Source organism: Janthinobacterium sp. CG_23.3 (assembly GCF_046115965.1).
Lineage (GTDB): Bacteria > Pseudomonadota > Gammaproteobacteria > Burkholderiales > Burkholderiaceae_D > Janthinobacterium.
Window position 1 is genome coordinate 26,454 of sequence record NZ_JBJXIB010000045.1, and the last position, 13,724, is coordinate 40,177.

The 13,724-nt window shown below is 63.8% G+C and carries 10 protein-coding genes and 1 pseudogene; 5 read left to right on the forward strand and 6 right to left on the reverse strand.

Translation table 11 applies throughout. The features are described from left to right. Positions 1–41: 41 nt before the first annotated feature. From ACFDR9_RS12680 to ACFDR9_RS12705, 6 genes are all read right to left on the reverse strand, one after another. A complete protein-coding gene (locus ACFDR9_RS12680) occupies positions 42–1,223 on the reverse strand; it encodes a fumarylacetoacetate hydrolase family protein (protein WP_017878140.1) in 1,182 nt (393 codons plus the stop codon). Positions 1,224–1,542: 319 nt separating this feature from the next. After that, entirely contained in the window at positions 1,543–2,769 is a 1,227-nt protein-coding gene (locus ACFDR9_RS12685) for a carbohydrate porin (protein ID WP_017878141.1), read from the reverse strand. Between the two features lie 184 nt (positions 2,770–2,953). Continuing rightward, positions 2,954–3,736, reverse strand: coding sequence for an SDR family NAD(P)-dependent oxidoreductase (locus ACFDR9_RS12690; RefSeq protein ID WP_409031220.1), 783 nt, complete (start codon positions 3,734–3,736; stop codon positions 2,954–2,956). A gap of 4 nt (positions 3,737–3,740) precedes the next feature. Further along, positions 3,741–5,318, reverse strand: coding sequence for an aldehyde dehydrogenase (NADP(+)) (locus ACFDR9_RS12695; RefSeq protein ID WP_409031221.1), 1,578 nt, complete (start codon positions 5,316–5,318; stop codon positions 3,741–3,743). Between the two features lie 108 nt (positions 5,319–5,426). Then, positions 5,427–6,419 (reverse strand): AraD1 family protein, encoded by a 993-nt coding sequence (araD1, locus tag ACFDR9_RS12700; protein WP_409031222.1) that lies wholly within the window; start codon positions 6,417–6,419, stop codon positions 5,427–5,429. Positions 6,420–6,443: 24 nt separating this feature from the next. After that, on the reverse strand, positions 6,444–8,183 hold the full coding sequence (locus tag ACFDR9_RS12705) for an IlvD/Edd family dehydratase (RefSeq protein WP_017878145.1): 1,740 nt from the start codon (positions 8,181–8,183) through the stop codon (positions 6,444–6,446). Positions 8,184–8,577: 394 nt separating this feature from the next. On the opposite strand from ACFDR9_RS12705, the gene chvE reads away from it, so the two are divergent. The 5 genes and pseudogenes from chvE to ACFDR9_RS12730 all read left to right on the forward strand — a co-directional run bounded on the left by chvE (position 8,578) and on the right by ACFDR9_RS12730 (position 13,570). Further along, positions 8,578–9,645 carry a multiple monosaccharide ABC transporter substrate-binding protein gene (chvE, locus tag ACFDR9_RS12710; RefSeq protein ID WP_017878146.1) on the forward strand — a complete coding sequence of 356 codons (1,068 nt, stop codon included), beginning with the start codon at positions 8,578–8,580 and terminating at the stop codon, positions 9,643–9,645. A 107-nt stretch (positions 9,646–9,752) separates the two neighbouring features. Continuing rightward, a complete protein-coding gene (gene mmsA / locus ACFDR9_RS12715; RefSeq protein WP_409031223.1) occupies positions 9,753–11,291 on the forward strand; it encodes a multiple monosaccharide ABC transporter ATP-binding protein in 1,539 nt (512 codons plus the stop codon). After that, on the forward strand, positions 11,281–12,528 hold the full coding sequence (gene mmsB, locus ACFDR9_RS12720) for a multiple monosaccharide ABC transporter permease (protein ID WP_409031224.1): 1,248 nt from the start codon (positions 11,281–11,283) through the stop codon (positions 12,526–12,528). Before mmsA ends, mmsB begins: the two co-directional genes overlap by 11 nt. A gap of 169 nt (positions 12,529–12,697) precedes the next feature. Next, positions 12,698–12,958 carry a helix-turn-helix domain-containing protein gene (locus ACFDR9_RS12725; RefSeq protein WP_017878149.1) on the forward strand — a complete coding sequence of 87 codons (261 nt, stop codon included), beginning with the start codon at positions 12,698–12,700 and terminating at the stop codon, positions 12,956–12,958. Between the two features lie 38 nt (positions 12,959–12,996). Then, positions 12,997–13,570: pseudogene (locus tag ACFDR9_RS12730) on the forward strand (HipA N-terminal domain-containing protein). Positions 13,571–13,724: the final 154 nt, after the last annotated feature.

The window sequence follows — 13,724 nt, forward strand, 5'->3', positions numbered from 1 at the left end:
ATGGTTGGTTGATGCGCTTCGTTTGCGAGCCGGCGCGCCGCCTAATTGAGCAGGCCGCGCCGCGCCAGGCTGGCGTACAGCGCGCGCACGCCCAGCGTCCAAGCCGGTATCGCGTCGCAGCGCCGGACGTGGTTGACCAGCGCGCCCAGCGACGCGGTGGCGATGGTGACGCGGTCGCCCAGGTGGTGGGTGAAGCCGGCGCCGGCGGCGTCGCGGTCCTGGATCGGCGAGAACATCGTGCCGAGGAAAAGCATGAAGCCGTCCGGGTATTGGTGGTGGCTGCCGTACGCCTGGCCGGCCAGGTCGAGCGGGTCGCGGCTGATTTCGCGCATGAAGCTGGCGCCGTCGAGGCGGAAGCCGTCGTCGGCGCCCTCGATGAGCAGCGTCACTTCGGCGTTGCGGATGGTGTCGAGCGTGAAATCGCCGTCGAACAGGCGGATGAAGGGGCCGATCGCGCAGGAACCGTTGTTGTCCTTGGCCTTGCCGAGCAGGAGCGCGCTGCGGCCCTCGACGTCGCGCAGGTTGACGTCGTTGCCGAGCGCGGCGCCGCGTACCCGGCCGCGGCTGTCGACCGCCAGCACGATCTCCGGCTCCGGGTTGTTCCATTGCGAATCCGGGTGCAGGCCGACGTCGGCGCCGCAGCCGACGGCCGACATCGGCTGCGACTTGGTGAACACCTCGGCGTCGGGGCCGATGCCCACTTCCATGTACTGCGACCAGGCGCCGCGCTGTTGCAGTTCCCGCTTCAGGTTCAGCGCCGCCGTCGAGCCGGGACGCAGCGCCGACAGGTCGGCGCCCAGCGTCGCTTGCAGGGCGCCGCGCAACTCGGCGGCGCGGGCGGCGTCGCCGCCGGCCTGCTCCTCGATCACGCGTTCCAGCAGGCTGACGGCGAAGGTGACGCCGCAGGCCTTGATCGCCTGCAAGTCGCACGGCGCCAGCAGCAGCGGCGCGCCGGATTCGGGCTGGGCCAGCAGCGCGTTGTCGAGCAGCGCCAGCACCGAACCGAGCGACTCGCCGGGGGCGTGGCGGGCCAGCGCGACCGGGTCGGCGCTGTCGAGCAGGTCGGCCACGGTGGGCGCCGCCGCCGTGATGTCGAACACCTCGCCGGCGCGCACCGCCACCACGCACGGGCCGTCGACGGGGGCGCCGCGCCAGACCCGGCCTACCAGGACGGCGTGGTGTGAATCGGCGGGTAACAACGAGGCGGCGGCGATAGCTTGCATAGACTTTCCCATGTGCGGTTGAAGCGGCTTGAATGATCGGACCGGAACGATTCTGCGCGCAGCGGGCGGGTGCCGCAATTATGAAAATCACCAATCCGGCTCATGATTATTGCGGGCGCAAAAGGGCCGCGGACGGGCGAAAAAACGGCGGGGAATGGGGAATGGAGGTGCCGCGGGAACACGCGGAAAACCGGCGGCAAAGAACCGGGTTCGGACCTTCAGGTCCGAACCCGGCTTTTGCAACCGGTTTTGATGTTGCTAGACGACGCCGCTCGGAAAGAGCCAAGCAGGGCCAAGGGCCGGCGTCGCCGCTACGGCATTAGAACCAGGCTTCGACTTGCAGGCCGAACGAGGTGCCGCTGGTCGAGCCGCCGAACACGCCGGTCGACGACAGCGTGCTGCCCTTGTTGCTGATATCGGCGGCTTTTTGCGCGGCGTCGTTCCACTTGGCGTAGGTAACGAAGGCGCGCAGTTCGGGACGGGCCCAGAAACCCTTGCCCTGCGTCAGCGCTGGCGCGAAGGTGACCTTGGTCAGCTTCTGCGTTTCGCCGCCGTTGCCCGGCTTGACGGTGTCGTGGCCGAAGTCGACGATCAGCTTGACGTTTTCGTTGATCGCGTAGACCGGACGCACGCCGACCGAGGTCCAGGTGGAGCTGGCGCCGTTGTCCTTGTCGCGCTGCCACAGGCCAACCAGCGAACCGCTGAACTCCGGCGTGATTTGCCAGATGATGTTGTCGAAAATGCGGGTGCGCTTGACGTCGGACGAGGCGCCGGTGTCGGTGCCGCCCATTTTGATGCCCGAGCCGCTACCGTATTGCAGCGCCAGCGTGTTGTCGCCGCCCAGCAGCTTGTCTTGCTTGTGCACCACCGAGAACGACCAGCCGTCTTCGACGCGCTTGGCGTCGTTGTCGTTTTTCTGGTCGCCGCTGATGATGGTCGCGTCGAGTTTCAGGGAGCCGCCCGGATTGACCGGAATGCCTTCGTAGATGAAGCTGTGGCGGGTCGCCGCGACGCTCTGGTTGATGTCGTTGCGGAACAGCGCGTAGCTGAACTTGCCCGGGCCCATCGCGATACCGGCGATACCACCGCCGACGCCGTCGCCGTGCAGGTATTTGAAGTCAAGCACGTGGATGTCGGGACGGTCGTAGAAACGCTTGCCGATCCAGGCGGTGGAGCCTTGCAGGAACGGCACGTTCTTCGCTTCCACCATCATCTGCGCCAGTTCCAGCTTGTTGTCGCTGCCGACGTCCGAGGTCGGGCTGTAGATCGAGGTCATGACGGTGCCGACGAAGCTCGAACCGTTGGCCGATTTCGCCAGTTCCTTGGTGTAACCGAATTCGCCGTACAGGTCGCACTCGTTACCGAAACGGTATTTCGGTACGCCCTCCAGGCCGAAGCAAGCCTGGCTGCCGCCAGCGTCGTTGCTGCCGACGCCGGCGCGGAAGTAACCGCTAAATGTGCCTTCGGCGTCACCGGCGTGGGCCGTGGTTGCGCAGCAAGCCAGGGCGGCGGCGACGGCTAAGGTTTTTTTGAACAGTTGTTGCATGTAAAGTCTCCTGCGAATCTAGGTTATAAAGTCCTGTGGACTGTTTTTTGACGACGCTTTTACTGCGGGGGGTACGAGTGGCCCGTTACGCTTTCAGGGAACAAGAGCGCTTCGCACCACCAGGCACTACAAAAAACGTTAAAACAGCTGGCGCCGCCGGCTGGCGCCAAGGAGGGATTGCTCCCTAGCACCAGCCCGCGTCGACGATAAACTCTTGCGATGTGCACATGGCGCTATCGTCCGCCGCCAGGAACATCACCATCGAAGCGATGTGCGCCGGCATCAGCTTGCCCGGCAAACACTGGTTCTTCTTAATCTCTACCTCGGCCGCGTCGTCGACCCACAGCTCGATCTGGCGCTCCGTCATCACCCAGCCCGGCGTCACCGTATTGACGCGGATGCCGTGCGCGCCCAAGTCGCGCGCCAGGCCGCGGGTCAGGCCCACCACCGCCGCCTTCGAGGTCGCGTAGGCCGGATAACCGCCGCCCTTGACGTGCCAGGAAATCGAGCTGACGTTGATGATCGAGCCGCCGCCCTTGCGCTTCATGCCCTCCAACACCGACTGGCAGGTGAAAAACATCGGCCGCTGGTTGATCGCGATGCGCTCGTTCCAATACTCCACCGTGACGTTCTCGAGCTGGTGGCGCTGGTCGTTGGCGGCGTTGTTGACCAACACGTCGAAGTCGCCGATGCGCCCGGCCAGCTCCGCCATCACCGCCTGCAGGGCCGGGATGTCGGTGATGTCGCAATGGCGGAACAGCGGCGCCGTCGCGCCGTGCGCCGCCACCTGCGCGCACAGCGCCTCGCTACACTCGACGGCGATGTCGACGAAGGCCACCAGCGCGCCCTGCGCCGCGAATTCGCGGACCAGGGCGGCGCCGATACCGCTGCCGCCGCCCGTCACAAACACCCGCTTGCCCTTCAAACTGGCGTAACTGGCCATCTGGCTCATGTTCTTGCTCTCCATGTTCTTATTCCCGTACCAGCTGGCCGTCGCGGCGGCGCCAGGCGCCGTTGCCGGCGGCATCGCGCAGGGCCGGCGGCAACAGAGCCTGGTCCAGGTTCTGGTACGACACCGGGCGCAGGAAACGCTGGATCGCCGCGGTCCCGACCGAGCTGCTGCGCCCGTCCGAGGTGGCCGGAAACGGCCCGCCGTGCACCATCGCCGATACCACCTCGACCCCGGTCGGGAAGCCGTTGGCCAGGATGCGGCCGGCCTTGCGCTCCAGAATCGGCAGCAACTGGCGGGCGGCGTCGACGTCGCCGGCGTCCATCTGCAAGGTCGCCGTCAACTGCCCCTCCAGGCTCTCGGCGATCTGGCGCATCTGCTCGGGGTCGCTACAGGCGACCATCAGCGTGGCCGGGCCGAAGATTTCCTCCGACAACGCCGGGTCCGCCAAGAATGCCGTGCCACTGGTAAGAAACATGGCGGGCTGGCCTTTGCCGTCGGCCTGCCCGGGCGCCGCGTCCAGCAAAGCGGACACGTCCGCATGGTTCGCCAGATGCCGCACGCCGCGCTGATAGTTGCCGGCAATCGCCGGTGTCAGCATGGTTCCCGCTGGAGCGCCGCCCAGTGCCTGTTTGGCGCTGGCGCAAAAACGCTCGAAATCCTGCCCCTGGATGCCCAGCACCAGGCCGGGGTTGGTACAGATTTGTCCTACCCCCATTGTAAGCGAATTGATAAGACCAATTGCGATTTCATCGCCCCTGGCGGCCAATGCCTGTTGTAATACGAACACAGGGTTAATGCTGCTCATTTCCGCGTACACCGGGATCGGCTGCGAGCGAGCGGCGGCAATCGCCATCAAGGCCATGCCGCCGGCGCGCGAGCCGGTGAAGCCGACGGCCTGGATTGCCGGGTTGCGTACCAATTCTTCGCCGACCGCGTTGCCGACCCCGGTCAACAGGGAGAAAACGCCGGCCGGCATGGCGCACTCGCGCACCGCCAGCTGGATGGCGCGGCCAACCAGTTCGGACGTGCCGGGGTGGGCCGGATGGCCTTTGACGACCACCGGGCAACCGGCGGCGAGGGCGGCGGCGGTGTCGCCGCCGGCCACCGAAAACGCCAGCGGGAAGTTGCTGGCGCCGAATACGGCGACCGGGCCGAGGCCGATCATGCGCATGCGCAAATCGGCGCGCGGCGGCGTGCGCTGCGGCAGCGCGCTGTCGATGCGGACGTCGTTCCACGAACCTTCGCGCAACAGGTCGGCGAACAGCTTGAGCTGGTTGACCGTGCGGCCGCGTTCGCCTTCAAGGCGGGCGCGCGGCAGGCCGCTCTCGGCCATCGCGCGCACGATCAAGTCGTCGCCCAGCGCGACGATCTGCGCGCCGATGGCTTCCAGAAATGCGGCGCGCGCCGCGTCGGCGGTGGCGCGGAAGGCGTCGAAGGCGCCCTGCGCGGCGGCGCACGCGGCCGCGATCTGGCCCGCCGACACCGTGTGGAAGGGCGGCTCGATGGACGCGCCTTTGGTGGGGTCGAACGCCAAAAAGGAAGCGCCGCTTCCCGTCACGCCGTCGCCGCCGATTAAGGCCTGGCCTGTAATATTCACTGTTGTTCCCGTCATAAAAAATGTGTGCTTGTGTTGACCGTTCGCAGTTCGTAGGTCGGCTTAGCGCAGCGTAACCCGACCTACGAAGTCAAAATCAAAACCGTCGTGTCATAGCGTCGTCACCGGCGCCTGCGCCAGTTCCTTCAGAGCCAGCTGGTTGCGCAGCGCCGGGCCGAACGCCGGCGCTTCGATTTCAAAGGTTTCGCCGGGCTGCACGCTGACGCCGTCGGCGAAGCTGAGCGTGGCGGTGCCGAAGAAGTGGATGTGGACGTCGCCCGGCCGCTTGAACAGCGGATACTTGAAGTGGTGGTATTCCAGGTTGGCGATGCTGTGCGACATGTTCTGTTCGCCGCTGATGAACGGCTTTTCCCAGCGCAGCGCGCCGTCGGCGCTGTAAATGCGCGAGGTGCCGGCGACGTGGGCCGGCAGTTCGCCCACCAACAGCGCCGGGCCGACGCCGCAGGCGCGCAGCTTCGAATGCGCCAGGTACAGGTAGTTCTGGCGCTCGGTGACGTGGTCGGAGAATTCGTTGCCGATCGCATAGCCGACGCGGCAAGGCTGGCCGTTGTCGTCGATGACGTACAGGCCGGCGATTTCCGGCTCTTCGCCGCCGTCGAGCGCGAAGTCGGGCATGGCCAAAGGCTGGCCGCTGGCGGCCACCACCGAGCCGTCGCCCTTGTAGAACCACTCCGGTTGCGCGCCGAGTTGGCCCGGCGCCGGTTTGCCGCCTTCGACGCCGAGGCGGAACATTTTCATGCTGTCGCTCAGCGCGCCGACGTCGCCGTCGATTTTCTTGTGCATGGCGTCGCGCGCGTCGGCGCTGCCCAGGTGGGTCAGGCCGGTGCCGGTGACGAAGCAGTGCGCCTGGTCGGCATGGTCGAGCGGCGCCAGCAGGCGGCCTTCGGCGGCCACTTGCTGGTAGGAGCAGGTGGCGGCGCCGACCGATTCGGCGGCCAGCGCGGCCAGCCCGCCGCCGCGGCGGATCGCCGCCCGGGCCAGCGCGTAGGTCGAGTCGAAACCGTCGATGACGCGGATGGTGTCTTGCTCCAGCACGCCGGCGCGGCGCCGACCCTGCGGGTCCTTAAACTGTACCAACAACATGGTGTGTCTCCTGATAGTGTATTTTTAATGCGAATGCTTGGGCACGGCGGAGCCGCGGTGGCCGACCAGGAAGTCGAAGTCGCAGCCTTCGTCGGCCTGCAGCACGCGGTCGATATACAGTTGCTGGTAGCCGCTCTTCATGCTCGGCGCCGCGCGCTCGGCGCGCTCGGCCAGGCGGCGCGCCATCTCGTCGGCGCCGATGTCCAGGTTCAGGCTGCCTTCGTAGCAGTCGAGCGCGATCCAGTCGCCGTCCTGGACGATGCCGAGCGGCCCGCCGGCGGCCGCTTCCGGCGCCACGTGCAAGACCACGGTGCCGTAGGCGGTGCCGCTCATGCGCGCGTCCGAGATGCGCACCATGTCCTTGACGCCCTGCGCCAGCAGCTTCGGCGGCAAGCCCATGTTGCCCACCTCGGCCATGCCGGGATAACCTTTCGGGCCGCAGTTCTTCATCACCAGCACCGAGCTGGCGTCGACGTCCAGGTCGGGGTCGACGATGCGCGACTTGTAGTGGTCGAAGTCCTCGAACACCACGGCGCGGCCGCGGTGGCGCATCAGCTCCGGCGAGGCCGCAGACGGTTTCAACACGGCGCCGCGCGGCGCCAGGTTGCCGCGCAGGATGCAGATGCCGCCGTCGGCCAGCAGCGGATTGTCGAGCTGGCGGATGACCTCGTCGTTGTAGACCGGCGCCTCGGCGCAGTTGTCCCACAGGCTCTTGCCGTTGACGGTCAGCGCGTCCTTGTGCGGCACCAGGCCGCCCTCGCCCATGCGGCGGATCACGCCCGGCAGGCCGCCGGCGTAATAGAACTCTTCCATCAGGAAACGCCCCGACGGCAGCAAATCGACGATGGTCGGCGTGCCGCGGCCGACCCGGGTCCAGTCTTCCAGCTCCAGCGGCACGCCCATGCGCCCGGCGATCGCCTTCAGGTGGATCACCGCGTTGGTCGAGCCGCCGATGGCGGCGTTGACGCGGATGGCGTTCTCGAACGCCTCGCGGGTCAGCACCTTCGACAGGCGCAGGTCCTCGAACACCATTTCGACGATGCGGATGCCGGACATGTGCGCCAGAATATAGCGGCGCGAGTCGACCGCGGGAATGGCCGCGTTGTGCGGCAGCGAGGTGCCCAGCGCCTCGGCCATGCAAGCCATGGTCGACGCCGTGCCCATGGTGTTGCAGGTCCCCGCCGAACGGGACATGCCCGATTCGGCCGACATGAATTGGTGCATCGTCATTTCGCCGGCCTTGACCGCCTCGTGCAACTGCCAGACGGCGGTGCCGGAGCCGATGTCCTTGCCCTCGAACTTGCCGTTCAACATGGGGCCGCCGCTGACGACGATGGTCGGAATGTCGACGCTGGCGGCGCCCATCAACAACGCCGGTGTGGTTTTATCGCAACCGACCAGCAACACGACGGCGTCCATCGGGTTGCCGCGGATCGATTCCTCGACGTCCATGCTGGCCAGGTTGCGGGTCAACATGGCGGTCGGGCGCAGGTTCGACTCGCCGCTGGAAAACACCGGGAACTCGACCGGGAAGCCGCCCGCCTCCAGGATGCCGCGCTTGACGTGCTCGGCGAGCTTGCGGAAATGCGCGTTGCAGGGCGTCAGCTCGGACCAGGTGTTGCAGATGCCGATGATCGGCTTGCCCTGGAACTCGTGGTCGGGAATGCCCTGGTTCTTCATCCAGCTGCGGTACATGAAACCGTTCTTGTCTTGCGTGCCGAACCATTCAGCCGAACGCAGCGCCACTTTTTTCTTTTCCGACATTTCCGTATTCCCTATGATGTTTGCTTGCGAGGCCGGACCCTTATCGACAGCCAGGCTGATGTGTAGGGAATACTAAAGCGTCCATTGATATCTTTCTAATCAATTTTTTGCGCTTCCCGATACCCGATTTGATATCTATCACCCAACACCAAAGTGCTTGCCCGCGCAGCATCGGTACACGAGGTAAATCGAGCGCACAGCACAGGCGCGTGCCACGGAGGGGCCGGACCCGAGGGTGTGGCGCCAGCCGACATATCCGTTTAGATATCGAATGGCATTAAAAAATCATTAGAAAGATATCGGAGACCAAATTAGTATCGTTGCATCGCATAAAAACTGATCGTCGGTGCGAGCCTGAAAAAGATCCAAATCAACAACAATCTGGAGACAAGTAATGAAAACAGTCAAACTCATCATCGCCGGCATGCTGCTGGGCGGTGTCGCCGTGGCACCGTACGCCGCCGCCCAGAGCAAGGGTCCGATCGGCATTTCGATGCCGACCAAATCGTCGATGCGCTGGATCGCCGACGGCGACAACATGGTGAAGGTGTTCAAGGAACGCGGCTACAAGGCCGACCTGCAATTCGCCGACGACGACATCCCGAACCAGCTGGCGCAAGTGGAAAACATGATCACCAAGGGCGCCAAAGTGCTGGTGATCGCCGCCATCGACGGCACCACGCTGTCGGACGTGCTGCAAAAAGCGGCCGACAAGGGCATCAAGGTGATTTCCTACGACCGCCTGATCCGCGGCACGAAAAACGTCGACTACTACGCCACCTTCGACAACTTCCAGGTCGGCGTGCTGCAAGCGGCCTACATTGAAAAAGCGCTGGACCTGAAGAGCGGCAAAGGCCCGTTCAACATCGAATTGTTCGGCGGCTCGGCCGACGACAACAACGCCCACTTCTTCTACAACGGCGCCATGTCGGTGTTGAAGCCGTACATGGACAAGGGCAAGCTTGTGGTGCGCAGCAAACAGCTGGGCATGGAAAAAGTGGCGACCCTGCGCTGGGACGGCGCCGTCGCCCAGTCGCGCATGGACAACCTGCTGAGCGCCTACTACGGCAAGGACCGCGTCGACGCGGTGCTGTCGCCATATGACGGCCTGAGCATCGGCATCCTGTCGTCGCTGAAGGGCGTCGGCTACGGCACGCCGAAGCAACCGATGCCGGTCGTCACCGGCCAGGACGCCGAGATCCCGTCGGTCAAGTCGATCCTCAACAACGAGCAACGCTCGACCGTGTTCAAGGACACGCGCGAACTGGCCAAGGTCACGGCGAACATGGTGGACGCCATGCTGAGCGGCAAAGCGCCGGTCATCAACGACACCAAGACCTACAACAACGGCGTCAAAGTGGTGCCGTCGTTCCTGCTGAAACCTGTCACCGTCGACAAGTCGAACTGGAAAGAGGTACTAGTCACCGGCAGCGGCTACTACACCGAAGCCCAAGTCAAGTAAGCGAAAACCGGGGACAGACCACGATTTCGGAGAAACATTCTCCGAAATCGTGGTCTGTCCCCGGTGTACGGCGCGCCACACATATCAAAATCGAGACAGGTCATTCTATGAACACTATCCTGGAAATGCGCGGGATAAGGAAGACGTTCCCGGGCGTCGTCGCGCTCGACAATGTCAACCTGAAGGTACGCAGCGGCGAGATCCACGCGATCGTCGGCGAAAACGGGGCCGGCAAGTCAACCCTGATGAAGGTCCTCAGCGGCGTCTACACCCACCACGAATACACCGGCGACATCGACTACCTGGGCCAGACCCGGCAGTTCCGCGACATCAAGGACAGCGAAGCGGTCGGCATCATCATCATCCACCAGGAACTGGCGCTGGTGCCGCTGCTGTCGATCGCCGAGAACCTTTTCCTGGGCAACGAGCCGTCCCGCTTCGGCGTCATCGACTGGGAGCTGGCGCAGCGCAAGACCCGCGAGCTGCTGCAGAAAGTCGGCTTGAACGAGTCGCCGGAAACGCTGGTCACCAACCTCGGCGTCGGCAAGCAGCAATTGATCGAAATCGCCAAGGCGCTGTGCAAGGACGTCAAGCTGTTGATCCTCGACGAGCCCACCGCCAGCCTGAACGAGAGCGACAGCGCGGCCCTGTTGACGCTGCTGCTGGAGTTGAAGGAACAAGGTATTTCCTCGATCCTGATTTCGCACAAGCTCAACGAAATTTCACGCGTCGCCGACGCCATTACGGTGCTGCGCGACGGCAACACGGTCGACAGTTTCGACTGCCGCGCCGAGAGCATCAGCGAGGACCGCATCATTGAAAAAATGGTCGGACGCGAGATGGCCGACCGCTATCCGCCGCGCACGCCGAGCATCGGCGACACCATTTTCGAGGTGCGCGACTGGCGCGTGTTCCACCCGGAGCACGGCGACCGCGAAGTCATCAAAGGCGTCAACTTCCACGCCAGGAAGGGCGAGATCATCGGCATCGCCGGCCTGATGGGCGCCGGGCGCACCGAACTGGCGATGAGCATTTTCGGCCGCTCCTACGGCCAGCGCATCAGCGGCAAGGTATTCAAGAACGGCCGGGAAATCGACGTCGGCACGGTTGGCAAGGCGATCGCCCACGGCATCGCCTACGTCACCGAGGACCGCAAGGGCCTGGGTCTGGTGCTCGACGAGGACATCAAGAAGAACGTCAGCATGGCCAACCTGGCGGCCGTGTCGCGGCGGCTGGTGGTCGACGAGGAGCGCGAGTTCGGCGTGGCCGACGACTACCGCCGCCAGCTGAAGATCCGCTGTTCGAGCGTGCTGCAGCGGGTGGTCAACCTGTCCGGCGGCAACCAGCAGAAGGTGGTGCTGGCGAAGTGGTTGTTTTCGCGGCCCGACGTGCTGATCCTCGACGAGCCCAGCCGCGGCATCGACGTCGGCGCCAAGTACGAGATCTACAGCATCATCAGCGACCTGGCCGCGGAGGGTAAATGCATCATCATGATCTCGTCGGAGATGCCGGAACTGCTCGGCATGTGCGACCGGATCTACGTGATGAACGAAGGCAGTTTCGCAGCAGAACTTAGCGCAGCAAACGCATCGCAGGAAAACATCATGCGTGCGATCGTCAAACATGGAGACAAGAATGGGAAATAAACTCGCCACCGACGCCGCCGAACCGGCCGCCGTCACCGTGGAGCAGGCGCGACAGCAGGGCAAGCCGGCCGCCCCGGCCGCGAAAAGCTACGCCGGCTTCCTCAAAAACAATATGCGCGACTACGGCATGCTGCTGTCGCTGATCGTCATCATGGGCTTCTTCCAGGTGATGACCGACGGCACCCTGATGCAGCCGCTCAACCTGACCAACCTGGTACTGCAGAACAGCTACGTCGTCATCATGGCGCTGGGCATGCTGATGGTCATCGTCGCCGGCCACATCGACCTGTCGGTCGGCTCGGTGGTGGGCTTCATCGGCGCGCTGGCGGCGGTGCTGATCGTCAACTTCAACATGCACTTCGTCCCGGCCAGCATCATTTGCCTGGCCGCCGGCGCGCTCATCGGCGGCGCCCAGGGTTACTTCGTCGCCTTCTTCCGCATCCCCTCGTTCATCGTCACGCTGGCCGGCATGCTGGTGTTCAAGGGTTTGACGCTGGCGCTGCTGGCGGGCCAGTCGGTCGGCCCGTTCCCGCAGGGCTTCCAGATGCTCAGCTCCGGCTTCCTGCCGGACCCGTTCGCCCACGCCGACCTGCGCATGTTGTCGCTGCTGCTGGGCGTGGCGGCCGCCTGCGCCCTGCTCTACACGGCGCTGCGCGCCCGCGCCAGGCAACTCAAGCATGGCATGGAAAACGAGCCGTACGGCTTCTTCCTGGCCAAAAACGCCGTGTTCGCCGCCGTCATCGTCGGCTTTAGCTACCTGCTGGCCACCTACAAGGGCATGCCGAACGTGCTGGTGGTGATGGCGGTGCTGATCGTCGCGTACACCTTCGTGAGCAACCGCACCGTGCTGGGCCGCCGCGTCTACGCCGTCGGCGGCAATGAAAAGGCGGCCAAGCTGTCCGGCATCAAGACCGAGCGCGTCAGCTTTTACACCTTCGTCAACATGGGCATGCTGGCGGCGCTGGCCGGCCTGGTGTTCGCGGCGCGCCTAAACACGGCCACGCCGAAGGCCGGCACCGGCTTCGAACTCGACGTCATCGCCGCCTGCTTCATCGGCGGCGCCTCGGCCTCGGGCGGCGTCGGCAAGGTGATGGGCGCGGTCATCGGCGCCTTCATCATGGGCGTGATGAACAACGGCATGTCGATCATGGGCATTGGCATCGACTACCAGCAAGTGATCAAGGGACTGGTGCTGTTGGCCGCCGTGTTCGTGGACGTGTTCAACAAGAACAAGTAACGCCGAGTAGTAGACCTCGATTGTAGTCCCTCCCCCCTTCCGCCCGTTGCTTGCATCGGGCGTTTTTTATTCGCAATACGAATATTGTATTTTTATTCGCAATACAAGTATATTGCTATTATTCGTTTTTAGAATATATTTTAAATAGCCGTATTCCAGGAATTGCTAGATGAAGCAGCTCATTTCCACAGATAACCAGCTAGGCCATCTATTGCAAGGCCATCGCAAGGCCAAAGGATGGACGCAAGAACAGCTTGCCCAGAAAGCCGGTATCAGTCAGGCGCGTCTGTCCGTTCTTGAACTCAATCCAGGCCGTCTGACCGTGGAGCGCTTAATCCGCATCATGGGCGCACTGGGGCTGGAAATGACGATCCAGGAAAAAGTCGATGCGTCCAGCGAAACAGCCTCGGCCCAACAGTCGGATTGGTGATGGGACGCCCATCAAAAACACAGACGCTGATCGTCTGGATGAACGGAGAGCAAGTAGGCGCCTGGAGCGTGTCCGCACGCGGCGAACCATCGCTTACCTATGCTGAAAGCTGGTTTGCCTCCCCTGCCTTGCGCGCCCTTTCGCTGTCCCTGCCGGCGATCCGCAGCAACCCTTGCGTCCGCGGCAAGGTTGTCGACGATTTTTTCGATAACCTATCTGCCTGATAGCGACATCATCCGAAAACGTCTGCAGTCCAAATTCAAGGCTTCGGACACCGGAGCCTTTGAACTGTTGGCCGCAGTAGGCCGCGATTGTGTTGGGGCCATCCAACTTCTACCGCCGGGCGAAGCGCCCGAAGGATTCGACAGCGTCGACGCGCTTCCCTTGGACGACAGTGGCGTTGAACATCTCTTGCAACGTACAGTCGCTGCTCCGGGCGCCCTGGTGCCCGAGGATAAAGACGATTTGCGCCTCTCTATTGCCGGCGCCCAAGAAAAGACCGCATTGATTTGGCATAGCGGTGCCTGGTGCAAACCGCTGCGGACGACCCCAACCACCCATATCTTCAAGTTGCCGCTAGGCCTGGTCGGCAATCGCCGCGCCGAAAGGTAAAAATGGCGATGGCTTGGCTCGGCAAGAAACGGCATTATCTTGCGGACGGCATACAACGCCAGGGCGATTGCATGAAGGCGAAGGTGTAGCCGATGGCGAAGTTGGCAAATATTGCTTGTAAACTCGTTGAGAAAGGCGTTTACTCTCAATATTT

Bases quoted from the DNA above. Each gene is read 5' to 3' on its own strand.
- ACFDR9_RS12705 (WP_017878145.1), bottom strand. From the start codon at position 8,183: ATGTCGGAAAAGAAAAAAGTGGCGCTGCGTTCGGCTGAATGGTTCGGC.
- ACFDR9_RS12725 (WP_017878149.1), top strand. From the start codon at position 12,698: ATGAAGCAGCTCATTTCCACAGATAACCAGCTAGGCCATCTATTGCAA.
- mmsA (WP_409031223.1), top strand. From the start codon at position 9,753: ATGAACACTATCCTGGAAATGCGCGGGATAAGGAAGACGTTCCCGGGC.
- chvE (WP_017878146.1), top strand. From the start codon at position 8,578: ATGAAAACAGTCAAACTCATCATCGCCGGCATGCTGCTGGGCGGTGTC.
- mmsB (WP_409031224.1), top strand. From the start codon at position 11,281: ATGGGAAATAAACTCGCCACCGACGCCGCCGAACCGGCCGCCGTCACC.
- ACFDR9_RS12690 (WP_409031220.1), bottom strand. From the start codon at position 3,736: ATGGAGAGCAAGAACATGAGCCAGATGGCCAGTTACGCCAGTTTGAAG.
- ACFDR9_RS12685 (WP_017878141.1), bottom strand. From the start codon at position 2,769: ATGCAACAACTGTTCAAAAAAACCTTAGCCGTCGCCGCCGCCCTGGCT.
- ACFDR9_RS12680 (WP_017878140.1), bottom strand. From the start codon at position 1,223: ATGCAAGCTATCGCCGCCGCCTCGTTGTTACCCGCCGATTCACACCAC.
- araD1 (WP_409031222.1), bottom strand. From the start codon at position 6,419: ATGTTGTTGGTACAGTTTAAGGACCCGCAGGGTCGGCGCCGCGCCGGC.